Source organism: Marinobacter salinexigens, assembly GCF_008370345.1.
Classification (GTDB): Bacteria; Pseudomonadota; Gammaproteobacteria; order Pseudomonadales; family Oleiphilaceae; genus Marinobacter; species Marinobacter salinexigens.
In genome coordinates this window covers 934,810-958,623 of sequence record NZ_VTUU01000001.1, presented here as the reverse complement: position 1 = coordinate 958,623, position 23,814 = coordinate 934,810, and the positions used below count along the sequence as shown (strand labels likewise).

General features: G+C 55.5%; 21 protein-coding genes. 5 read left to right on the top strand and 16 right to left on the bottom strand.

Going from position 1 to position 23,814, the window contains the following annotated elements:
* The first annotated feature begins 108 nt into the window (after window positions 1-108).
* The 4 genes from FWJ25_RS04425 to yihG all read left to right on the top strand — a co-directional run bounded on the left by FWJ25_RS04425 (window position 109) and on the right by yihG (window position 4,963).
* Entirely contained in the window at window positions 109-669 is a 561-nt protein-coding gene (locus FWJ25_RS04425) for a YfaZ family outer membrane protein (RefSeq protein WP_149599010.1), read from the top strand.
* 134 nt (window positions 670-803) lie between these two features.
* Window positions 804-2,996 carry a hypothetical protein gene (locus tag FWJ25_RS04420; RefSeq protein ID WP_149599009.1) on the top strand — a complete coding sequence of 731 codons (2,193 nt, stop codon included), beginning with the start codon at window positions 804-806 and terminating at the stop codon, window positions 2,994-2,996.
* A gap of 92 nt (window positions 2,997-3,088) precedes the next feature.
* Window positions 3,089-4,021, top strand: a complete 933-nt coding sequence (locus FWJ25_RS04415) for a glucosaminidase domain-containing protein (protein ID WP_149599008.1) — start codon at window positions 3,089-3,091, stop codon at window positions 4,019-4,021.
* 36 nt (window positions 4,022-4,057) lie between these two features.
* Window positions 4,058-4,963: a 1-acylglycerol-3-phosphate O-acyltransferase, YihG family gene (gene yihG, locus FWJ25_RS04410; protein ID WP_149599007.1), complete on the top strand. Its 906-nt coding sequence runs from the start codon at window positions 4,058-4,060 to the stop codon at window positions 4,961-4,963.
* 6 nt (window positions 4,964-4,969) lie between these two features.
* Here the strand turns inward: yihG and FWJ25_RS04405 are convergent, their stop codons facing one another.
* The 5 genes from FWJ25_RS04405 to zapE all read right to left on the bottom strand — a co-directional run bounded on the left by FWJ25_RS04405 (window position 4,970) and on the right by zapE (window position 14,076).
* Window positions 4,970-7,660, bottom strand: coding sequence for a LuxR C-terminal-related transcriptional regulator (locus FWJ25_RS04405; protein ID WP_149599006.1), 2,691 nt, complete (start codon window positions 7,658-7,660; stop codon window positions 4,970-4,972).
* 254 nt (window positions 7,661-7,914) lie between these two features.
* Complete coding sequence (locus FWJ25_RS04400) at window positions 7,915-9,276, bottom strand: DUF1329 domain-containing protein (protein WP_149599005.1); 1,362 nt, start codon at window positions 9,274-9,276, stop codon at window positions 7,915-7,917.
* Between the two features lie 38 nt (window positions 9,277-9,314).
* Entirely contained in the window at window positions 9,315-11,141 is a 1,827-nt protein-coding gene (locus FWJ25_RS04395) for a DUF1302 domain-containing protein (RefSeq protein ID WP_149599004.1), read from the bottom strand.
* A gap of 568 nt (window positions 11,142-11,709) precedes the next feature.
* Window positions 11,710-12,894, bottom strand: coding sequence for a thiolase family protein (locus tag FWJ25_RS04390; RefSeq protein ID WP_149599003.1), 1,185 nt, complete (start codon window positions 12,892-12,894; stop codon window positions 11,710-11,712).
* Window positions 12,895-12,978: 84 nt separating this feature from the next.
* Complete coding sequence (gene zapE / locus FWJ25_RS04385) at window positions 12,979-14,076, bottom strand: cell division protein ZapE (protein WP_246166656.1); 1,098 nt, start codon at window positions 14,074-14,076, stop codon at window positions 12,979-12,981.
* Window positions 14,077-14,308: 232 nt separating this feature from the next.
* Here zapE and FWJ25_RS04380 point away from each other — a divergent pair, with 232 nt between their 5' ends.
* On the top strand, window positions 14,309-14,752 hold the full coding sequence (locus FWJ25_RS04380) for a Z-ring associated ZapG family protein (RefSeq protein ID WP_149599001.1): 444 nt from the start codon (window positions 14,309-14,311) through the stop codon (window positions 14,750-14,752).
* 214 nt (window positions 14,753-14,966) lie between these two features.
* On the opposite strand, the gene FWJ25_RS04375 is transcribed toward FWJ25_RS04380, so the two are convergent.
* The 11 genes from FWJ25_RS04375 to FWJ25_RS04325 form a co-directional block, all read right to left on the bottom strand.
* The gene (locus FWJ25_RS04375; RefSeq protein ID WP_149599000.1) at window positions 14,967-15,710 is read right to left on the bottom strand and encodes a Nif3-like dinuclear metal center hexameric protein; all 744 of its coding nucleotides are present in this window, start codon (window positions 15,708-15,710) and stop codon (window positions 14,967-14,969) included.
* A gap of 174 nt (window positions 15,711-15,884) precedes the next feature.
* The gene (hisC, locus tag FWJ25_RS04370; protein ID WP_149598999.1) at window positions 15,885-16,937 is read right to left on the bottom strand and encodes a histidinol-phosphate transaminase; all 1,053 of its coding nucleotides are present in this window, start codon (window positions 16,935-16,937) and stop codon (window positions 15,885-15,887) included.
* Window positions 16,930-18,249 carry a histidinol dehydrogenase gene (gene hisD / locus FWJ25_RS04365; RefSeq protein WP_149598998.1) on the bottom strand — a complete coding sequence of 440 codons (1,320 nt, stop codon included), beginning with the start codon at window positions 18,247-18,249 and terminating at the stop codon, window positions 16,930-16,932. The genes hisC and hisD overlap by 8 nt, the downstream gene beginning before the upstream one ends.
* A 30-nt stretch (window positions 18,250-18,279) precedes the next feature.
* A complete protein-coding gene (hisG, locus tag FWJ25_RS04360; protein WP_149598997.1) occupies window positions 18,280-18,927 on the bottom strand; it encodes an ATP phosphoribosyltransferase in 648 nt (215 codons plus the stop codon).
* A gap of 29 nt (window positions 18,928-18,956) precedes the next feature.
* Window positions 18,957-20,219 carry a UDP-N-acetylglucosamine 1-carboxyvinyltransferase gene (gene murA, locus FWJ25_RS04355; protein ID WP_149598996.1) on the bottom strand — a complete coding sequence of 421 codons (1,263 nt, stop codon included), beginning with the start codon at window positions 20,217-20,219 and terminating at the stop codon, window positions 18,957-18,959.
* Window positions 20,220-20,248: 29 nt separating this feature from the next.
* The gene (locus tag FWJ25_RS04350) at window positions 20,249-20,491 is read right to left on the bottom strand and encodes a BolA family protein (RefSeq protein ID WP_149598995.1); all 243 of its coding nucleotides are present in this window, start codon (window positions 20,489-20,491) and stop codon (window positions 20,249-20,251) included.
* A 104-nt stretch (window positions 20,492-20,595) separates the two neighbouring features.
* Window positions 20,596-20,928: an STAS domain-containing protein gene (locus FWJ25_RS04345; RefSeq protein ID WP_149598994.1), complete on the bottom strand. Its 333-nt coding sequence runs from the start codon at window positions 20,926-20,928 to the stop codon at window positions 20,596-20,598.
* On the bottom strand, window positions 20,925-21,578 hold the full coding sequence (locus FWJ25_RS04340; protein WP_149598993.1) for an MlaC/ttg2D family ABC transporter substrate-binding protein: 654 nt from the start codon (window positions 21,576-21,578) through the stop codon (window positions 20,925-20,927). The genes FWJ25_RS04345 and FWJ25_RS04340 overlap by 4 nt, the downstream gene beginning before the upstream one ends.
* Window positions 21,579-21,620: 42 nt before the next feature.
* Window positions 21,621-22,070, bottom strand: a complete 450-nt coding sequence (mlaD, locus tag FWJ25_RS04335) for an outer membrane lipid asymmetry maintenance protein MlaD (RefSeq protein ID WP_149598992.1) — start codon at window positions 22,068-22,070, stop codon at window positions 21,621-21,623.
* Window positions 22,071-22,104: 34 nt separating this feature from the next.
* Window positions 22,105-22,887, bottom strand: coding sequence for a lipid asymmetry maintenance ABC transporter permease subunit MlaE (mlaE, locus tag FWJ25_RS04330; RefSeq protein WP_149598991.1), 783 nt, complete (start codon window positions 22,885-22,887; stop codon window positions 22,105-22,107).
* Entirely contained in the window at window positions 22,884-23,696 is an 813-nt protein-coding gene (locus tag FWJ25_RS04325) for an ATP-binding cassette domain-containing protein (RefSeq protein WP_149598990.1), read from the bottom strand. The genes mlaE and FWJ25_RS04325 overlap by 4 nt, the downstream gene beginning before the upstream one ends.
* Window positions 23,697-23,814: the final 118 nt, after the last annotated feature.

Here is a 23,814-nt window from a genome sequence, read left to right as displayed (position 1 = left end):
CGGGTTAACAGGGGCTTAACGCCTTTTAAGTTGAGCCCCTCAGGGGCCCCCGTATAATGGCGGCACATAGTCTAACGAAACACTCTAAAGCAAAATAAAGGTGCACGAATGAAAGCGTCCCGTATTTCCCTGATGGTTCTGTCACTGGCTGCAGCACCCGCTTTTGCCGGTGATGTCGATCTGAGCCTCACCGACGATTCCGTCAAGGGCCAGGTAAACTTCTTCGGCAACGATAACGACATTCAGCTGGGTACCGGTTACACCTACCATGAAGGCGGGCTGGATATCCTGAACGTGGATTTTCACGCCCAGGGCCGCACCGCAATCGGCAACCTGCCCACCACCGCGGGCATTGGCATGCGCGGACTGGCCTGGGATGCGGACCACCTCGACGGTGGCGCGATTGGCCTCGGTGGTTTCGGGACCGTCAACATTCCGGACGTTCCGGGCCTGTCCTTCACTGGCGCCCTGCACTATGCGCCGAGCATTCTGTCCTTCGGAGACTCGGATGACCTCACCAGCCTTGAGCTGCGCGCCAATTACCGTGTGATCCGTAACGCTGAAGTGTTCGCCGGCTACCGTTACCTGAACACCGATCTTGATGTACGCGGTGCCGGTGACGTTGATCTGGACGAAGGCATCATGGCTGGCATGAAGATCTTCTTCTGATTCCCCGCTCAGCCGAGCTTAAGATCTGATACAGGTACCCGATCTTTGGGTACCTGTTTCGTGCCCTCCTTCACGCTTTACACACTTTCCCACTGCTAGACTGACCGCCCGAATACGCTTCACGGACGGTAGCTATGCAACCTCGCTTCAGCTTGATTCTCTCTTGCACCATGCTCGTGATTGCGGGGTGTGGCGGCAGCGGCGATGCCATCGATGCGGTCAGATCCGACCCCAATGATTTTGCAGGCACCAGCAACCCAGTCGATGATTTCAGTTCCGGCAGCACCGGAGATTCCAGCAATGCCGGTGATCTGGCAAACAATGAAGTTCGCATCACTATGGAAGTGCCGGGCAGCATCGCACCCGATGCAGAACTGACCCGGAGAAACCTTCGTATTGTCCAGCCAGACCGCCTTAGCGTATACGAGACGAATCCAGCCCTGCAGAACCTCGGATCTGTAGACACGTCGACCCGAATTGACAGTAACGGCCACACCATCATCACCTTCGCCGAGGGACTGCCTCTCGCGCCAGACGTCATTATCGAAGCCAGCTACGGCAATATCCGTATGAGGGCCTTCGCGGCCGATGCCGACCAGGACGTCAAAGTAAATCCCTTTTCCGAGTACCTGGTGCGCAACACCCTGCCTGATTACACCTCGGGAGAGTTCCAGTCGATTCTCGACTGTGTCGGCGATGCGGGCGGCCAGTTATGCCTCAACAAATATGTGTGGTCCACCATTGCCGACCAGGTCCATGACTTTGAAATCGATATTCCGGATTCCGCCAACCTCGATAGCGCCTTGGCATTACTGGATGATCATGGCGATTTTGCCAGCTATGTTGCGTCCATGGCTGACTATGCACTGCTTAACGACACCTCGTCCGGCAAGATCAGCGCCACATCCGCCGATTACAACTCGGTTTTCCTCGGGGTTGAGCTGGGCCAGACGTTCATGGAAAGCTCCCTCTCCGGGTCTGGCCAGTGGGGTGTAAGAACAGCTCAGGAAGAGCTGGTACAGGACACCAATGGCAGCGCCTATATCTATCCGGGCCTCACACTGACCAGTTTTGACGCTTTCAACATCAAAGTGACCTCCCTGGCCAGCGACATTCCCTACGATCGTGAAACGCTGATCCATCAGGCAGGCAACACATTCTTCAGCCGCGGAGCAGACCAGTGGGAACTCAACACCCACGCCTCATCCCCCGGTGCAGCAACCCTTCTTTCGGACACCCGACTGCTCGCGGGTCGGGCCCTGTACCAGAGCATCACCGGCCGAAACAGCTCACGAATCATCGGCTGGACCCGAAACCCCTACTATCTGGATGCCTACACCAGCACTCCGGTAGACGATACGACCGGCCCGGATCGCCTGGTCAGCGGTTACTTCAGTTCGGGCAAGGCCATAGAGCTCCAGGCATCAGGGGATTCACTCTCCCGCCTGGAGGTATTGGAAAACCAGCACGTCTCGGTACTCGAGCTGGATCTTCTCAGGCAGGAAGGCTTTGACGCAGGTACGCTGGACAACCGGCACTACAATGTTGTCTATCTCGCCCTGCAATTCGATGATGGCGCCTTATCCCCCACTGCTCCCTCCACCGCAACCCTCACTGTCGAATCCGGCGTTGGTTCATGGCAGATTATTGATGGCAGCATCACCCAGTCACACACGACCGATACGGTCCTTCGCGATAACAGCGGCGCGGTCGGGACCGCAACGGGTACACGGAGCGGAACCTGGACGCTCAGCGATCGCACATCCCGGCTCAGCGATCAAGACAAAGACATCGGACGCCTCAACCTCGACATAACCACTGAATCCAGCGATTTCGAGCAACCTGATCTGGGCATCGGAGCTGCAACGCCGGATGGCACTATGATGGCGTTTAACCTGGACGACAGCCCCTTCGGTGATGGCCTGCTCATTGCTGCAGAGCGGACCGGTGTCGCCGCACCTTCGAGTGGACGATACCGGCTGCAGGGCCTGACAATGGGGTTAGGCGCAGACACCAATCACCTCCGGCATTTCGATAACGCTGAGCTGTCCATTACTTCTGCAGCAAGCGCAGCCCTGACACTCAGTACCCTCGACATCACTCACAAGGTCAGCGAAGAATCGGTTTCTTCGCCGGTATTAAACAATACGCCCGATATGCCGTTGGCGTACTCTGCTTCCGGGAACGGACGAGTGGAACTGTCAAACGGGGACCTCACGCTGGACGGCTTCCATACTGCTGACGGCGATCAGTTTTACTTCCGGATTCGTAACACCACGGGTGACGAAGAACAGATAGGCCTCGTCATAGCCACACGACTCCCTTGATAAAAAAGGCCTGTGCACCGCCTGAACCGTGAGGAAGACGAAACCGTACAACCTGTTATAATTATTGGCATATCGACTTTTCGCGAGGCAGTATGTCTGCAGGAAAACGGGCCCTTTTACTGGCAATACCCCTGATTGCAGTAGCAATTGGTGGTGGTTTCTATGTTCCCCCCAGCGGTATGAGTTCCAGCTGGTCCAGCACTGATTCGGAACTGGCGCTGGAATCCCTGCCCAAGCTACCCGGCTGGGCAAATACCGATCTGCCGGATTTTTCCCAATACAGTGATACCACCGAAAGGAAAGCGGCCTTTTTCTCATTTCTCTACCCGAGGATCGTACTGGCGAACTCCCGGGTGCTTCTTGAACGTCACTATCTCGACAGCCTCGCAGACAAATCCGAACTGACCGACGAAGAGCAGCAATGGCTCGACAACCAGGCCGAACGCCTGCGGGTAGATGCGGAAACCGGCAGCGCCAGACAGCTAACCCTGCTTCGCAAGCGCCTTGATGTCATTCCCCCATCACTGATCATGGCCCAGGCGGCGAACGAATCAGCCTGGGGCACCTCCCGCTTCGCAACCGAAGGCAATAACCTGTTTGGCCAGTGGTGCTTTACCAAAGGCTGCGGCCTGGTGCCAACCGCTCGTGGTGAAGACGCCACCCATGAGGTGGCCAGTTTCACCTCGCCATACCGTTCTGTTCGCGCTTATATACAGAACCTGAACCGCCATCCTACCTACCAGCAGCTCAGGGAGCTTCGGCATTCCGACCGAAACGACAATGAAGCGCTCTCAGGGCTCGAACTGGCCGGAGGCCTGCTCGGCTATTCCGAGCGGGGCGAAGACTATGTAGAAGAGATCAGGTCCATGATCCGTTACAACAACCTGGAATTCTACGACGACGATTTCAGGGAGGTGATCAGGGACCAAAGCCCGGACCATCTCGTTCAGCTGGCATCCTCCAGCCCTGAGACCGCACTGCTTCCGGGACAGAACGGAGCGGATGACATTCCGGCTGAAGGCTAGTCCACCCAATACAAAACGACCCAGAGATTTACCTGCATGCTGTATTTTTTGCCCGCGCCGCTCAAAGGAACCCTCGCGGTACTTCTGATTCTGCTCAACACACTGGTTCTGTTCCCGGTGCTCCTGCTGTTCGCCATCCTGAAGCTGATTATTCCGGTCACCCTCGTCAGAAAAGGTTGCACCCTCGTCCTTAATGGGATTGCCTGGATCTGGATCGGCTTCAACAACCTGCTGATGAAACTGCTCCACCGGGTGGAATGGGACGTTCGGGGGGCAGAGACTCTGGATTCCCGGCACTGGTATTTCGTTACCTGCAATCATCAGGGCTGGGCAGACATCCCCGCTATCCAGTTTGTACTCAACAGCCGGATCCCCTTGCTCAAGTTCTTCCTGAAAAAGGAGCTTATCTGGGTTCCTTTCCTTGGTATCGCCTGGTGGGCACTGGATTTCCCGTTCATGCACCGCCACACCAAGGATCAGATCGCCCGAAAGCCGGAACTCAAAGGCAAAGATATTGCCGCTACTCAGGCCGCCTGTGAGAAATTTCGTTATACCCCGGTCACCGTGTTCAACTTTATGGAAGGCACGCGTTTTACCCCGGCCAAACACAAGAATCAACGCTCACCCTACAAACACCTGCTCAAACCCCGGGCTGGGGGCACCGCCTTTGTTCTGCAGGCTATGGGTGAAATGATCCACACCATGCTGGATGTGACCATCGTATACCCGAATGGAAGTGCGGGAATATGGGATTACTTGTGTGGGCGCATTGACCGGATCATCATCGATATACGAACCCACGAGATCCCACCCCGGTTCCTGGGCATGGATTACGAGAACAACCGGGAAACACGGGTAGACTTCCAGCGCTGGGTCAGTGACTTGTGGGCCGAGAAAGATAACCGGATCGAAGCACTGAAGGGCAGCACCTCCGCGGGTTAATGCCCGTTAAAGCAGCCCAAGCTCACGGGCCCGGACAATCGCCTGGGTTCGTGATTTCACTTCCAGCTTTGCGTTGATCCTGCGGGCATGGGTTTTAACCGTATGCAGCGAGATATGCAGTTTGTCTGCAATTTCCTGGTTTGAAAGCCCCTGAGCAATCAGCTCCAGAACCCCTTGTTCCCGATAACTGATCGGTTCTGCCAACTCTTCCACAGGCGAACTGGCTGCGTTGAACCGGAACAGGCGGCCAAGATCTTCTTTGAAAGCTCCTTCAGGAATCTGAGCAAAATGAGCCTCAATAAGACTCTGAAGCTCAATCCGCAACTCTGCAAAGGGACTGATAAAGTGCTCCTGTGAAGCTTCTGTCACGACGGCCAGCAGAACCTTTCGAGACGAAGTAGGCCCTTTGTCGCCCTGGATCAACACGGCCTCGAGCAGGCGGATATGCAGTTCGACACCCCAGGGGATGGCATCTTTATAGCGCCCGCGGGTAGCCTCAAGCTTCTCCCGTGCCCGAACCAGATCGCCACGAGCAAGATCCACCCGGACCTGCATGCAATCCAATAATCCAGGCATCATCGGGAACAATTCGGGAACGCAGCCTGCTTCCCGGTATGGTTCCAGCTTCCTGACAGCCTGGGCTGCGCTGTCTATTTGTCCCTGGGAAAGCCAGCAACTCGCCTTCAGTGCTTCCAAGACCGGAACAAACAGGGATTCGTCCACCTGCCAGGCATGCATGGTTCGCTCCGCCCGACCAATCCAGACAAAGGCATCATCAAGACGCCCCTCAACCCGGCACATCAGCACACGGATCGTCATCACCAGCAACAACCCAAGGTCTCGAGCCTGTTCTGCATGCCTGCCACAGTTCACCAGCAAGCGATCTGCTTCGCGATACCGGCCCTGATGCCACAACACCAGCACCAGGTTGAGCTGCAGGCGGGTTTCACCCACTCTCGCAGGCCTCGCAAGCTCCTGCATCGCAGTATCCAGCCCAGTACGCAACAGCTGTTCTGCATGTTTCAGCGCCCCCTTGCCCAGCTCGATGCGGGCATGGGTGTAGACAGCAAGGGCCTCGGAACCGGAATCCCCTGCTTCCCGGGCGAGACGTGCCGTCGCTCTGTTCGCCTCCCGGGCTTCCGTAAAATTGCCAGCGGCACAAAGCGCACTGGAACGCACGATCTGGGTAACAAGACAGGCCTGGGGTGACAACTCACCCAACTCCAATGCCCGTTCCGCCATTTCCAGGGCTTCGCCTACACGCCCCTCTCCTCTGATGATAAAGGCTTTCAGCGCAAAGATTCGGGCTTCATGTTCCTTGAAATCTTCTTCTGAAAGGTCGTCAATCAGCGCTTTTGCCTGTCGGAACTGCCCACCAATAGCATGCACCCAGCTATAGACAATCCGAAGCCGGGCACTGCGTTCCAATAATCCGGCGGGCAAACTCTTGCGCAAACGCAATAGTGACGCGGTGTCCTGCCCGAGAAGCAGCGCTTCGGAGCCCTCAGACGCTATCTGGACCACTTCATCAATATTACTGGAAAGCAACGCGTACCGGAGTGCCTCCGGGAACTGATCACGGTGTCCGAACCATCGGCTGGCCAACAACATCCTTTCGGGATAGCCTGGCATAACCGGTGTTTTCAGCCATTCCTGAAGCAAAGGATTCAATCGATACCAACGCCCTCTTCCCGGCACGCTACGCAGAGGCAAACCGTGTTCGCGGGCAACTGACGGCACAAACCCGGTATCAGGTAGCGCCGGCTCTAACGCCAGGTAGAGATCGTCGGAACTTAACTCCAGTTCCGCCATCACCCGAAGCGATCTCTGCTGACCAGGCGCCAGGCCGCCCAGAACGGATTCCTTAAGAAAGCGTTCCACGCTCCCCGTTTCCTGTACCGGCTTACGCTCTCCATCCCTCGTGATTTCGCGCCGGTAAAGCGCAAGAGGTGTAACCCAACCTTCCGTCAAGTCGTAGAGATTGTCGATCGCAACGCTTGTCAGCTGATTGTTGTTCAGGATCGGTTGGAAAAACTCAAAGGTTTCGGAACGGCTCAACTCGAGAGCTTCAATGCCCAGGCGGGTAAACCGATTCTCCAATTCCAGCCCATGGCTCTCAAACGGTAGGGCTTTTCTGGAAATAAGAACGATCGATAGAGAGTCAGGTAACTCGGTAACCAGTTGTTGCAACAAAGCAACCACCGCCGGATTGGTCAGATAATGGAGATTATCAAGAACCACCACCTGACGATGCTCAGACGCCTTACGATGCAGAGCGATCAACATCATCGCAAGCGCGTCGGTAAAGCTGGCACCGGTTTGCAGGTTACTTTCCGGGGCTTCAGGGAGATCGAAAACAATGGCGATCAGGGAAAGAAAGCGGGAAGGCGAATTATCCTGCGCATTGAGAGAAGCCCAGCGAACGCTATTTCCCACGGACGAAACGGCATTAAGTCCGGAAATAACTGCATGAGATTTACCGTACCCACAGGGTGCCTCGATAAACACCGCCCCGCGGGGGATAAGGGCCTCGGTAATCAGGGAATCAAGATGTGATCGCTGCAGCGAGTCTGCCGGAATAGCCGGCACCTGGACCCTCTGCCGAAGCAGATCCCTGACCAGTTCTCCACGTTGTAACCCACTGTTTGCTGACTGAAACTCGTCGTTGGCCGCACTGCCATCATTAAATGGTTTCACTCACTGCCCCACTTGAAGCCGGCCAGAATTGTGTCCCTGTAGCCGGAAATTTGCGACGCTCTTCTTTGGATGCGCCTTTAGTATTAGAAGAAGGTTAAACCAAGTGAGGGGGTGGCTGCAAAATTTTGACGTGAAAGGAATTTCCGAGGCGGCAGTTTTTTAACAGATAGAGTGATTTCGGATTCACCATTTTCCAGATACAAAAACGGCGGGCTCATTGGCCCGCCGCTGAATTGCTACGTGTCGGGTACCCGTTAACGGGTACCCGCGCGACGCAGAGCTGCCGGAGTGTAATCACGGGACCGGCGCTGAACACCAAACTCATACGGATTGGTTTCTTCGTTGGTCAGACCCAGGGCCAGGTAGCGGCCTGACAGCAGGTCATAAAGGGTTTCGATGGCGTACCACGGCACGTCCTGATCGTAGAACTGCATCGCATGGGCTTCTGCCACACGCCACAGTTCACCACGGCCGTCGTAGTGGTCGATGACCGCTGCCTGCCAGGAGTCTTCATCAATGTAGAAATCACGCTGAGCATAGATGTGACGCTCACCTTCCTTCAGAGTCGCACGTACGTGCCATACGCGGTGCAGTTCGTAACGTGTCAGATCCTGATTAATGTGACCAGCCTTGATGATCTGATCGTAGGACAGGCTCTGGTCAACCAGCTTGTAGGAGTTGTAGGGGATGTACATCTCCTGCTTGCCCACCAGCTCCCAGTTGTAGCGATCCGGCGCGCCGTTGAACATGTCGAAGTTATCCGAGGTACGCATACCATCGGAAGCGGTACCCGGGCCATCGTAAGCCACCTGAGGCGCCCGGCGAACCCGACGCTGACCAGCGTTGTAGATCCACGCACGACGCGGTTCTGCTACCTGATCAATAGTTTCATGCACCAACAGCACGTTACCCGCCAGGCGGGCTGGCGCTGTGATCGCCTGCTTGAAATAAAACAGTACGTTGGCATCTTCACCAGGCTTGTAGTCATCCAGTGCAGTCCGCCAGGTCAGCTCGTCCTGGAATTTGACGATGGAAAAGTCACCGCTCGCGGTCGGAGTTGCCTGCCCGACGGTACGCTGCACAGAACCACCGCGGTAGCGGGTGATGTGGTTCCAGATAACTTCCAGACCATTCTGAGGGATCGGGAACGGAGTATCTGTCTCATAGTTACCGAGGCCGTTACCACCTTTGATCAGTTCAGACTGGGTCGCGTTCTTCACAGTCTGGTCCATCACCGCCTGCGGATAAACGGCAGATCGATGAGTCTGGTAGACCGGCATGACGTAATCAGGGTACTTCTTGATCATGGCAATCTGACCCGGCGACAGCTTGTCGGCGTACTGGTCAACATTGCTCTGATTGATGGTGAATTTTGGCGTCTCGTCAGCGAACGGGTTTACATAAACGCCGTCACCCTTGTAGCCAGCCGGGGGGCTTGAGAGGCCACCCGTCCAGGCTGGGATATCACCACCGTTGCCGGCTTTTTCAGCACCGATCGGCGTAAGCGTATCGCCGAGCTTGGCAGCTTCAGCAGCAGAAACAGCGCCGTAGGCATGGCTTGCAAAGAGGCTTGCAGCCAATACACCAGTCGCCAGTAGTTTCTTGTTCAGTTTCATTTAAGTTACCTCGTTAAACGAATTCGTTGCGGCCAGAATCAGAATGAGTAAGAAACACTCGCGCTCACGAAATCACGGTCAGTCAACTCGTTGTATGGCTTGCCACCGAAGAAGTTGGTGTAGCCGATGTCACCGGTGATCTTGTTCTGGTAAACCGCCTGCAGGGAGAGGCCGATTGCCTTGCTACCCTCGTTGAAGGCACCACCAGGCTGCGGGCTGTATCCCTTCACATCGTGGCTCCAGGCCAGCTGCGGGTTCAGGTTGATACCGGCAAAAGCGTTCGGGTAGTTCCAGACAAACCGGGCACGGTAACCCCAGGAGAAGTCTGTGGTCAGGCCATCAGTGGTGCAGTAATCTGAATTCAGGTTCAGCTGCTCACAGCCACCACCGGGCAGCGCCGGAATACCGAAGTTACCTGAACGACCGTACTGGGCTTCGTCATAATCCGGCAGGTCATGCACGTAGGTCGCACCAAATTCGGTAATGAACGACAGACGGCTGGCACCCATGACCTGATCGAAGAACTTGATCAGGGTGAACTGAGCCTGGGACACCTTAAAGCGATCATAACCGCTGGACTCCAGGCCACTGGTATCACTGATGCCCAGCTCGGCCTCACGCTGATCCTGCAGGAGACTGGCATTCTCACCCGTTACGGGGTTCTGCAGCTGAAGGCCCGCATAGATCAACTGGAACGCGTTCCACTGCAGCGGCACGTTATCCCGGAAGCTGTATTCCGCACCCAGAGACCAGCCACCCGGAGTCGTGGTGTTAACACTGATGCCGTAAAGGTTGATGTTTTCAGGGTACTCAACGTAGTAGGACGGGAACGAAACACCATTGGCCGGATCATTCACAACACCGCTGATGTAGGGGAGACGGCTGTTGTACTTGATGTAGTAGAAGCCGAATTCGGAGTCGTTAAGTTCCGGCACATACCAACGCATAGCCACACCGAACTGATCTTTTTCATCAGCCTCTTTATCGCCAACACGCGGAGTTACAAAGCCCTGCTGCAAAGCATCAAAGTCGGACAGTTGGCCGGCCAGGAGAACGGGGCCACAACCATCAGACACGATGTCTGTGGTCGAGAAGAAGGTACCACAATCGTCCGGGCGTACTGGCGCCCAGTCTGTTTGCACGAATGTTTCGATCGTAATGTTCTCAGTCACACCTGCAGACATGTAGAACATTTCAACCGGCAGCAATGCGTCTTTGAGCTCGGACCCCGGTGCACGGAAAGCAGGGACATCTACCGGGTTAATGACGTTAATACCGCCTTGGATGAAGGTGCTCTCGCCCCAGCTGACAACCTGCTTACCATAACGGAGACTGACGGGCACATTTCCCAGGTACCAGTCTGAAAACACGTAAGCATCGAGGATTTCACCACCGGAGGCATTGCCCTTGGCGGAGTCATTGAGTTCGCGAACATTGCCGCGGTAATCCGCAGCGCGGCTTTCGTCTTTGAGTTCAAAATCGTACCAGTAACGGCCACGGACCAGGCCGCCCACGCGGGTCAGCACATCGCTGTCGGTGTAGTAATCGAGGAAAAGTTCGGTGTTACCTTTGACGATTTTCGAGTAGGTATCGCCCTTTTCGAAGTTCAGGTTACCGTCATCAAAGTTGTTTGAGGAGGAACCAACGGCGGCGTTTTCCGGAGCCAGGTTACCCTGAGCGATCAGGCGCGCGTCGCGGTCAGATACCCGCCAGCCTGCACCGGCCGAGAGCGTGGTATTCAGAGAGGCTTCCACGTCCCCCATATAAAATGAAAACGCCGATGCGTGGCCAGATACCCCGGCGGCGATAGCGACGGCCAGCGGCAATTTTGTCCAACGCTGCCATTGATGTGTTTTTCTTGTCATTGGAAGGCTACTCCATTGTTGTTCTGAGTCGCTGCTCTGATTATTGGTGTTCACGATGTTTTGGAGGCTTCATGCACAGTGCTCGTGATGTTGGCACTATAGCTAACGCTGTCGAGTGCTTTGATCAGTCAAAAGTATGATTTTGCCCTCATTCCTCTCTGACACCGGGGTACTTGTTTGGAAACACTATAGACAACAAATGGGGATGCAACCACTTTGGTTTTTGTGGTTTTTTTAATTTTTCGAGGTGGGAATTCCGGATCTTTGGGGGGATGCATCAAGGGGGTGAATTCTTCTCCGGGAAACGCTACAAGCACATCCATGTGCGCTTGGCTCCGGCCATCCATGGCCTCCGACATTCCCGGAGAAGAATTCACCCCCTTGACGCTCAGACTCTGGGCTCTCCCTTCTTTGTGAAGGCCGACGCCGCCGCCTGATTGGCCGGTATGTTGGCCCGCCCCGAAACTGTCGGCAGCATGGATGCTGCCGTCAAGCGTACAGGGACGTATTTACAGCGGGTTTTGGGGCGGGCCAACATACCGGCCACACTCCAATGCCAAGACAACGATCAGATCAGCTCGATAGCCATGGCAGTAGCTTCACCACCACCGATGCAGAGGGCAGCTACACCTTTTTTCTTGCCGTAGCGCTGCAGGGCATACATCAGGGTAACCAGCAGGCGGGAACCGGTGGAGCCAACGGGGTGACCCTGGGCACAGGCGCCGCCGTGGATGTTGACTTTTTCCGGGTCCAGGCCGAGTTCGCGAATCGGCATCATCGCTACCATGGCAAAGGCTTCGTTGATCTCGAACAGGTCAACGTCTTCTTTGCTCCAGCCGGCTTTGCCCAGCAGGGTTTCAATAGCGCCAACAGGGGCACAGGTGAATTCTGACGGATGCTGAGACTGGGTGCTGTGGGCAACGATGCGCGCCAGCGGCTTAAGGCCTCGCTTTTCGGCTTCGGATTCACGCATCAGCAGCAGTGCGGAGGCACCGTCGGAGATGGAGGAAGCATTAGCGGCAGTCACGGTGCCGTCTTTGGCGAACGCAGGCCGCAGGGTCGGGATTTTTTCCAGGTTAGCGGTCAGCGGCTGCTCATCATCCTCAACAACCACCTCGCCTTTGCGGGTTTTGACGGTAACCGGGATGATTTCGTCTTTCAGCAGGCCTTCTTTGATGGCTTTCTGGGCACGCTTCAGGGAGTTAATGGCGTAATCGTCCATTTCTTCCCGGGTGTAGCCTTTCTTGTCAGCCATTTCCTGAGCAAAGGCGCCCATCAGACGACCGGTTTCCGCATCTTCCAGGCCATCCAGGAACATGTGATCCTGCGGCGCCGGTCCAGGACCCATACGGTAGCCTTTGCGGGCGCCCAGCAGAACGTATGGCGCGTTAGACATGCTCTCCATGCCACCGGCAACCATGATGTCATTGGTGCCAGCCTTGATGAGGTCGTGTGCGAACATGGTCGCCTTCATACCAGAACCACACAGTTTGTTGATGGTGGTGGCACCGGTGTTGTCTGGCAATCCTGCCTTGCGCATGGCCTGGCGGGCAGGACCTTGTTTCAGGCCGGCAGGCAATACGTTGCCCATGATAACTTCCTGCACATCTGCAGGCTGCAGGCCCGCGCGTTTTACCGCTTCAGCGATGGTGAGCGCACCCAGGTCAGTAGCATTTACATCGGCAAGGCTGCCCTGGAAGCCGCCCATCGGCGTACGTACACCACTGACGATAACTACGTTGTCGTTGCTCATAATCGGAATCTCTCTGTCACTCTGTAGAGGGTGTTTTTGTGTGTCCGCTGACGATTCAGTGTTCTGAATTCTTATCGGTTTTAATCAGGGTTTGTGCGGCGCCTCAAGGTATTCCTGAGACTGCATTTCCAACAAGCGTGACTCAGTCCGTTCAAACTCGAAGCTGAGGCGACCGCCTGCATAAAGCTCTGTAATCGGCGCTTCAGCCGAAATAATGACCTTGACGTTACGGTCGTAGAATTCGTCGATCATGTTGATGAAGCGACGGGCCTGGTCATCTTTATCGCCACCGAGGATCGGTACATTGCTGACGATAATGGCGTGGAACTGCCGGGCCAGTTCGATGTAGTCATTCTGGCTACGGGGGCCATCACAAACGGCTTTGAAATCAAACCAGACAACGTCATCCGCGTGGGCCACAGCCGGAATTTTGCGGCCGTTGATTTCCATGGAAGCGCTATGCCTTGCCGCCTCTACCGCAAGTGCGTCGAAACTTTTGTGCAGGCTGACATCCGCCGCATCATCCAGCGGCGCGTGAAACAACTCAGCTTGCTCCAGGGTACGCAGGCGGTAATCAACGCCGCCGTCGACGTTCACCACATCGGTATATTTTTTTACCAGCTCAATCGCTGGAAGGAAGCGAGCCCGCTGCAGGCCGTCTTTGTATAGCCCGTCGGGAACGATGTTTGAGGTACAGACAAGGCTCACACCGCGGCCGAACAACCCTTCCATCAGGGTTGCAAGGATCATCGCGTCGCCAATATCAGACACGAAGAATTCGTCAAAGCAGATGACCCGTGTTTCCTCGGCAAACTTCTTGGAAACCAGATCCAGCGGGTTCTTCTCGCCTTTCAGCACTTTCAGTTCGTTGTGCACCCGCTGCATGAAGCGGTGAAAATGCACCCGCATCTTGCGATCGAACGGAAGAGCCTCGTAGAAGGTGTCCATCAGGTAGGTCTTACCTCGGCCTACCCCACCCCAGAAATACAGGCCGGTTACCGGCTCTTCTTTGCCCTTCTTGAATTTCTTGCGCAGCCGGGACATGGCATTCGGACGTTCACTTTCGGCTTCCACCAGTTTGTCGTAAAGTGACTGCAAACGCCGGACGGCATCTTCCTGTGCTGCATCTTTCTGGAAATCCGGGCGTTCAAGATCCTTCTGGTATCTTTCCCAAGGGGTCAGGTTCGCACTGGTTTCGGAAGACATAGCTGCAGTCATTGAGACATTCCCGGAATGTTTAACAAAGAATTTGGGCGCCGTATTGTCGCTCATTTCACGATTTTTCGCCATGCCACTGGATTTTTGAAGCAATAAGACGATAGGCGCAGACAGGAGGCATGGGCTGTTTTGTCTTCGGGCGTTATACTGTTTCCAAGGGCTAGGCTCATTTAAAGGCAAAAGGACGACACAGCATATGACGAACCTGATTCTGGCAGCGATTGCCGCATTGGTTGTTGGCATTGTCATCGGGGTTTTTGTTGGCCGCTCCGGGCAGGGAACCACGCTTAGACAGCGTCGTGCGGAGCAACAGATAGAGGAGCTCAGGAGCGAATACACTCGCTACCAGGCTCAGGTGAATGAGCATTTCATGGAATCTGCCCATCTGCTCCGACGCTTCAATGATGCTTATCGCGATGTAAACCAGCACATGGCACGAGGCGCGAACCGTCTGTGCAATGATGAGGACTGGATGGAAGAGCTGGCCCAGGAGACTTCCCGGAAGCGCCTGGAAGAGGTCAGCGACGACGGCGTGGAGCCGCCTCGTGATTACGCTCCGAAGACAGATCCGGAAGCGAAAGGTACGCTGGCTGAGGATTATGGTCTGAAGAAAGGTGACAAGCCGGCTACCCAGGCCTGAACATTACAGGACTGAAGATTCTGGTGCTTGAGCAGGGTACGGCATGTTTGCCAAAACCCGCTCAAGCACGTCCATGTGGCGCTTGAGCTCCGCCATCCATGGCTCCGCACAGTTTTGGCAAACATGCCGCACCCTGCTCTCAAACCTTGTGCTTTCGCAGCTCTAAGTCAAACTACCGAATCAGCCGTCCTGGCAAATTGCTTTGTCTTATAAATCACACTGGATTATCGCAATCGACAAACTGGTGCTTCACCCCGAATTCGTTCGCTAACGCTTCTCCCAACGCCTGAACACCGTAACGTTCCGTCGCATGGTGCCCAGCCGCAAAGTAATGAATCCCGCATTCTCTGGCCGTGTGAGTCGTCGGTTCTGAAATCTCGCCGCTGATGTAAGCATCAAGACCTGCGTTCAACGCAGCATCAATGAAGCCTTGAGCGGCACCCGTGCACCAGCCTACCCGTTTAATCTCAGCAACGCCCTCACCTACCCACAAAGGTTCACGATGCAGCTTACGAGCCAAGTGCAGGCAGAACTTTTCAGGCGTCATCGGCTCGGACAACTCGCCTTCCCAGACCAGACCACCCAATGGCCGCGCATTCTGGATCTCCAGCACGTCGGCGAGTTGGCGGTTATTGCCGTATTCCGGGTGATCGTCCAGGGGGAGATGGTAGGCAACCAGGTTAATGTCATGATCCAGAAGCTGCTTGATGCGCTTCCGTTTCATGCCCTGGATTCGCTGATCTTCACCTTTCCAGAAGTAACCGTGGTGAACCAGGATCATATCGGCGTTCGCCTCAACGGCAGCGTCAATCAACGCCTGGGAAGCGGTAACGCCGGAGACGATGGCTTCGACCTGCTCCCGGCCTTCAACCTGAAGCCCATTCGGGCAGTAGTCCTGGAAGTTTTCTGGCTGGAGCCATTCAGCAATGGTTCTGAGGATTTCATGACGGGATGCCATAACTGTTCTCCCGGGTAGATTGAATATTTTCGAGGAGTTTGACGAGCGGTTCAGCCGCCACCTTCCGGGAATGTCGTAGGCCAAGGATGGCCGGAGACAAGCGCACATGGATGTGCTCGTAGCGGTTCCCGGAAGGTGGCGGCTGAACCGCTCCCCCCCCCCSAAATTAGAAGGCTAGAGCGAACGAAGCCCCGAAATCAAAGCATCATTCTGCTCAGGAGTACCAATGGTAATCCGCAAATAATCGCTAATTCGCGGCTTATTGAAGTGACGAACAATGATGCCCTGCTCTCTCAGCCCTTTAGCAATTTCCTCACCCGCTCTGGACGTATGGCGAGCAAACACAAAGTTCGCCTTCGAAGGCAACACCTCAAAAGACAGTTCTTCCAAAGCCGCCGTCAGACGTTCCCGCTCAGAGATGACACCGTTACAGCACCGCTGGAACCACTCTTTATCCTCAAAAGCCGCACGGGCACCCGCCAGCGCCAGACGATCCAGCGGATAACTGTTAAAGCTGTTTTTTACCCGATTGAGCGCTTCAATCAAATCCGGATGACCAACCGCAAAGCCCACGCGCAGACCGGCCAGAGAGCGAGCCTTGGAAAGGGTCTGACATACCAGCAGGTTCGGGTAGCGATCGACCAGAGCAATAGCCGTGTCGCCTCCGAAATCCACATAAGCCTCATCAACCACAACAACGCGATCAGGATTGGCCTTCAGTATCGCTTCCACATGCTCCAACCCGAGGTAACGCCCCGTCGGCGCATTCGGGTTCGGGAAGATGATGCCGCCATTTGGCTGCCTGTAATCGTCAGGATCAATTTCAAAACTGTCCGTCAGCGGAACAACTCTGGCCTCGATGTTGTAGAGCCCGCAGTAAACCGGATAAAAGCTGTAAGAAATATCCGGGAACAGCACCGGCTCTCCGTGCTGGAACAACCCATGAAAAATGTGGGCCAGCACTTCGTCTGAACCATTGCCGAGAAAGACCTGCCCCGAGCTGACATTATAATAGTCAGCAATGGTCTGACGCAGGCTTTCGCCTTCCGGATCCGGATACAGCCGAAGGCTATCGTTCAGCTCGGCCTGGATGGCTTCGATCACCTTCGGTGACGGGCCATAAGGATTTTCATTAGTGTTCAGCTTGACCAGATTGGCCATCTTGGGCTGCTCACCAGGAACATAGGGAACAAGGTCGTTGACCAGGGGGCTCCAGAACTTACTCATTGCTTTCCCCGGCAATCCGATATTCCGCTGAACGGGCGTGCGCTGTCAGCCCCTCACCGCGAGCCAGAACTGAAGCAACACGCCCCATCCGATCCGCACCCTGTGCACTGAAGCCAATCAGCGAGGAACGCTTCTGGAAATCGTATACGCCCAGAGGGGATGAGAATCTGGCCGTTCCGCTGGTGGGAAGCACGTGATTTGGGCCAGCACAGTAATCACCCAGCGCCTCGGCAGTATATCGGCCCATGAATATCGCACCGGCGTGGCGAATCTCCTCCACCAGCGCCACCGGATCTTCAACCGACAGTTCCAGGTGCTCCGGTGCAATCCGGTTTGAAACCTTCGCGGCTTCGCTGAGATCCGCCACCTGAATCAGAGCCGCCCGGCTACCCATGGACTCGGCGATGATCTCAGACCGCTCCATGGTCGGCAGCAACTTATTGATACTTGCCTGAACTGCGTCGAGAAACTCTGCATCCGGACTGACCAGAATGGACTGCGCCTGCTCGTCGTGCTCGGCCTGGGAGAACAGATCCATGGCAATCCAGTCCGGATCGGTTTTGCCATCACAGATCACGAGAATCTCGGATGGTCCGGCAATCATGTCGATTCCGACCACACCGAATACTTCGCGTTTTGCAGTCGCCACGAAGATGTTACCCGGGCCGACAATCTTGTCGACCGAAGGAATGGTGTCAGTACCGTAGGCCAGCGCCGCGACAGCCTGGGCACCACCGATGGTGAATACCCGATCCACACCGGCAATTGCCGCAGCGGCCAGGACCATGTCGTTCACCACACCGTCAGGCGTCGGAACAACCATGATCACCTCACCGACACCCGCTACCTTGGCCGGGATCGCATTCATCAACACCGAGGATGGATAGGCAGCCTTGCCGCCAGGTACGTACAGTCCCGCCCGGTCCAGCGGCGTTACTTTCTGGCCCAGCACCGTGCCGTCGGCATCTTCATACTGCCAGGATGTCTGATTCTGGCGTTCGTGGTAGTCGCGAACACGATCAGCAGCCTGCTCCAGAGCCACACGCTGGTCCTGAGGAATCGCTTTCAGTGCCTGCTGCAGTCGTTCCTGGCCCATTTCAAGCTCAGCAACACTGCCAGCCTTCAGGCGGTCGAACTTCTCGGTAAACTCCAGAACCGCCTGATCACCACGGGTCTTCACCTCATGCAGGATGTGACGTACCGACTCGTTTACCTGATGATCAACACTGTCATCCCATGCCAGCAGCGCGCTCAGGGCGCTGTCAAAATCACGTTGGGAGGCATTCAGTCGCTTGATACTCACGTCGGTCATTTCGTCATTCCTGCGTAAGGAGAGTAGTGCTTACTTTTCAGCGCGCCGTTTATCAACAGCCGCTGACATCTTTTCGATAATGGGGTTGATACGCCCATGCTTCATCTTCATGGAAGCACGATTCACCACCAGCCGGGAACTGATATGCTCAATCAATTCCCGAGCCTCCAGCCCATTGGCTTTCAGCGTATTGCCTGTGTCGACAATATCGACAATCTCGTCCGCCAGGCCAAGGATCGGAGCCAACTCCATCGCGCCATACAGCTTGATGATGTCAGCCTGCCTGCCCTGCGCGGAATAATAGCGACGAGCCAGGTTCACAAACTTGGTTGCCACTTTGATGCGGCCACCAGGCGGTTGCTGATCCTTCGGACCGGCTGTCATCAGACGGCAGCGGGAAATGTTCAAATCCAGCGGCTCGTAAAGCCCTTCCCCGCCATGTTCCATCAGCACGTCCTTGCCGGTTACGCCCAGGTCGGCGCCGCCATACTGAACGTAGGTTGGCACGTCTGTCGCCCGGATAATCAGCACACGAACATCAGGATCGGTGGTGGGGAACACCAGCTTTCGGGATTTTTTGACATCGTCGATCAGCTCAATCCCCGCCTCTGCCAGCAACGGCAGGGTCTCTTCGAGGATACGTCCCTTCGACAATGCAATGGTGATGGAATCTGTCATTCGTCCTTCCGGTTTCCCGTTTGAATCTGTTACGCCGGCAGCCGGCGGATGGTCGCACCCAGCAACTGCAGCTTTTCTTCAATACACTCGTAGCCGCGATCGATGTGGTAGATACGATCAACGATGGTGTCGCCATCCGCAACCAGGCCAGCGATAACCAGGCTCGCAGAGGCCCGCAGATCGGTAGCCATAACCGGCGCACCATTCAGGCGTTCGACCCCTTTAATAATGGCCGCATTCCCCTCGAGGGTAATATCCGCACCCATCCGGATCAGTTCCTGAAGGTGCATGAAACGGTTTTCGAACACGGTTTCGACAATGGTTCCGGAGCCTTCAGCCACCGTATTCATCGCCGCAAACTGAGCCTGCATGTCGGTCGGGAATGCAGGATACGGGGCCGTGCGAAGGCTAACGGCTTTCGGACGGTTGCCTTTCATATCCAGCTCGATCCAGTCCTTGCCGGTACTGATGTGAGCTCCCGCCTCTTCCAGCTTGAGCAGAACCGCTTCGAGAAGGTCATCCCGGGTATCTTTCAGCTTGACCCGACCACCGGTCGCCGCAGCGGCAACCAGATAGGTACCGGTTTCGACCCGATCGGGCAGGACATCGTAATGACAGCCGTGGAGACGTTCGACACCGTTAATCTCGATGGTCGCCGTTCCATGCCCCTTGATGTCCGCACCCATGGCAATCAGGCACTCGGCCAGATCCACCACTTCCGGTTCGCGGGCAGCGTTTTCAAGGATGGTTTTGCCGTCAGCCAGTGCGGCCGCCATCATCAGGTTCTCGGTGCCTGTAACAGTAACCGTATCCAGGAAGATGTGCGCGCCTTTCAGGCGACCGTTGGTTTTCGCCTTGATATAACCATTCTCAACCTTGATATCCGCGCCCATCATTTCCAGGCCATGGATGTGCAGGTTCACCGGACGACTACCAATCGCACAACCACCAGGCAACGACACTTCTGCCTCGCCAAAGTGTGCCACCAGCGGCCCCAGTACCAGAATGGAAGCCCTCATCGTCTTAACCAGCTCGTACGGAGCATGGAAGTGCTTGATGGTGTTGGCGTGAACTTCCACGCTCATTTTTTCATCAATCATCAGTTCCACACCCATGCGACCCAGTAGCTCGATCATGGTTGTTACATCATGCAGATGCGGCAGGTTGCCAACGGTTACCGGCTCATCCGCCAGCAGGGTTGCGGCCAGAATCGGAAGCGCTGCGTTCTTGGCGCCGGAAATCCGGATCTCACCGTCCAGAGGCTTACGCCCCCCAATCAGAAGTTTGTCCACAATGACTGTCCTGTTATTTATGGGCTCGATCAGCCCTGGCGCTCAGCCCACTCAGCCGGAGTAAATGCACGCGGATGCAAAGCGTGAATAGTGCCGTCCATTACCTGCTGGAACAGCGCCTTGTTGATCAGCTGCTGTCGTTTGATGGTCGACAGGCCTTCAAAAACGTCACCCACCGCAACGACCATATAATGGGTACCATCGACCTGAACCTGCACTTCGCATCCAGGCAAAGCGTCTTTAACCAAATCGGCGACTTCGGTGGCGTCCATAAAACATCCTCGGGTGTTTGAAAAAATCTGGGGCGAGATTGTAACCAATTACGGTGCCCGGGTCAGCTTTACCATACGGTAACCCGGGACCGGAATCAGATCAGTCAGTGCGGATGGGAAGAAGACAAATGGGCAAAGCCGCCCAATTGTTCATCTATATTACTGAGGGCGGCCAGAGAGGAGAGCCGATCGCTGACACCCTGGAAAATCAGAGATACCCCTTGTTGCCGGGCATAACGCTGCCAGCACAAGAGCATCGACAGGATAACGCTGTGCGCCGTTTCCAATTCGGACAGGTCAACGGTGAGCGAGCCCGACACGGTGCCTATCAGCGTCTCTCCTTCTTTCCGAAGAGCCACAACCTGATCCACCGCGACATTTCCGGTTACCGAGAGTACCTGATGACTCAGCTCTACTCCCGGCGAACGAGTACTCATGACTGATTCACTTCCTCATCCAGGTTCAGGGATTCAACGGCATCACTCCAGCCATCGATCACCGCCTGAATCTGGCCGCGATTCTGTTCCATCTCCTGGGTGAAGCGATCTCTGAATGCCAAACCGATGTTAACCCCCTCGACAATGACATTTTCCATCAGCCAGCGCCCTTCTCCGTTGCGGTACATGGAATAAATGACGGGATAACGGTTGCCTGAGGAACTGATCACTTCCATATCTACCGATGCGCGATCATCATGCTGCGGATGAATTGCCGCTTCCTTGACGACGATCTCGAAGTTATCTGCATTCACCAGCGCCTGAGCGTAGCTGTCAAACAGGCTGCGTTTGAACTTTGCAACGAACGCATCCCTCTGTTCCGGCGTGGTTTGCCGGGCATAACGCCCCATAACACGGGCGGCAATACGGCGAAAATCAACGAATTCGCTCAGTGCTTCATCCATGCTGGCGTAAAATGCTTCCGGATCCGATTCGTACAGTCCCTTTTCCTTGTTCAGTTTCTCAACCAGCTGCTGGGTGTTCTCATCGACGTACTGGCGCAGCTCGTCCGCCGCATCCGCCCGCACCGGGCCAACCAGCACCAGCGTCAGAGCCAGCAGGATCAGAAAACGCTGTTTGAATATAACCATCAGGATCTCCCTTGAAACCTTTCTGTCACTAGCCTGACCGGATCAGCGTCCGGAGGCGAAATTACTGATCAGCCGCTCAAGATTCATGGCTGACTGAGTAGAGTAAAACGTGTCGCCGTCCTGCAGCGAGTCCATATCTCCACCTATGGATATATCAATGTACTGCTCTCCGAGCAGACCGGATGTACGTATTACTGCGGAACTGTCCGCCGGAATGGTGTCGATATCCGACTGAATAGACATGGTGACCCTCGCCTGGAAGGTGTTCTTGTTCAGGGCAATCGACTCAATCGTGCCGACCGTTACGCCGGCCATGGAAACACGCCCGCGGGGTGTCAGCCCACCGGTATCGTTAAAATCCGCATACAGCGTGTAGGTACTCTCTGCTGCCTTTGGCGAAAGGCCGCTAACCTGCAGCGCCAACACCAGCAATGCCGCCAGCCCCGCTATCATGAACAGCCCGACAATGATCTCTGTTGTTCTCTGCGCCATTACCGGCTCCCATTCCTTTCGATTAGTCGTTTCATCAAAAATTACCGAACATGACCGCAGTCAGCACAAAATCCAGCCCCAGCACTGCCAGAGAGGAATAGACCACGGTCTTCGTGGTGGCAGAGCTGATGCCCGCCGAGGTTGGCACGCAGTCGTACCCCTGGTACACAGCAATCCAGGCGCACACAAAACCAAACACGATACTTTTGATGACTCCGTTCATTACATCATCAACAAAGTCCACTGAAGACTGCATGTTGCCCCAGAACGACCCTTCGAACACGCCCAGCCAGTCCACGCCGACAAGCATGCCCCCCCAGATACCGACCACGGAAAAAATCACTGCCAGCACCGGCATGGCAACAAAACCGGCCCAGAGTCTGGGAGCAATAACCCTACGCAACGGGTCGACCCCCATCATTTCCATACTGGAAAGTTGCTCTGTCGCTTTCATCAGGCCTATTTCGGCTGTCAGAGCGGACCCCGCCCGGCCAGCGAACAATAAAGCAGTCACCACTGGTCCCAGCTCCCGGACCAGCGTCAGGGCGATCATCTGTCCAATTGCAGCTTCCGAACCGTAGTCACTCAGGATCGTGTAGCCCTGAAGCCCAAGCACCATGCCGATAAACAGACCCGAAACCACCACAATCGCCAGTGACAGCACGCCAACGGCGTACAACTGTTTGACCAGCAGTGGAAAACCGGTTGCAGGATTCGGAACTCCGGCAAGCACACCGGCCAGAAAACGGCCCGAACGACCCAGCGAAGAGACAATATCGAGACCCATTCGGCCCAGTGAAGCAATTCTGGCAATCATGAATCACCTCCCATAAGACCGTAATCCTCGGCCGCATCGGTGGCCGGGTAATGGAATGGCACCGGCCCGTCGGGCTGACCCTGCAGGAACTGCTGAACCTGCCTCGAAGGGTGGTCGCGTAATTCATCTGGCGTGCCAGCCCCAATGACCTTGCCATCGGCGATAATACAGGCGTAATGGCAGATGCTCAGGGATTCCGGAACATCGTGGGAAACCAGCACACTGGTGAGCCCCATCGAGCGGTTCAGGTCGCGAATGAGTTTGACAAGCACACCCATGGCGATCGGGTCCTGCCCGGCAAAGGGCTCGTCATACATGATCAGCTCCGGATCCAGGGCAATACTGCGCGCCAGAGCGACACGACGGGTCATACCTCCGGACAGTTCTGAAGGCATCAGTTTCCGGGCGCCACGAAGCCCTACCGCCTCCAGTTTCATTAATACAATGTCCCGGATCATGTCTTCCGGTAAATCGGTATGAACCCTCAGAGGAAAAGCAACATTCTCGAACACACTGAGATCGGTAAACAGGGCTCCGCTCTGAAATAGCATGCCCATCTTTTCACGCAGGGCGTATAGCTGCTTCCGCCTGAGCGCAGGAACCTGGTGACCATCCACTTCAATGCTGCCGGAATCCGGGCGGAGCTGGCCGCCAATCAACCGGAGCAATGTTGTCTTGCCGGTACCACTCGGCCCCATGATCGCGGTGATCTTGCCACGAGGGATCTCCAGCGATACGCCGTCGAAAATCCGGCGACCAGAACGGGAGAAAACAACATCCTTGAGGGATACGTACGCCGATGAGTCCATAGTTCCTACCTTTGAGCGAGGGGCTACATTATGCCAAGAGGGCTTCAAGCTCAATCCGGAACAGGCAAAATGTATTGATCACCTTGCTCAGTTTGACTGAACATTCCGTAAGGACGGA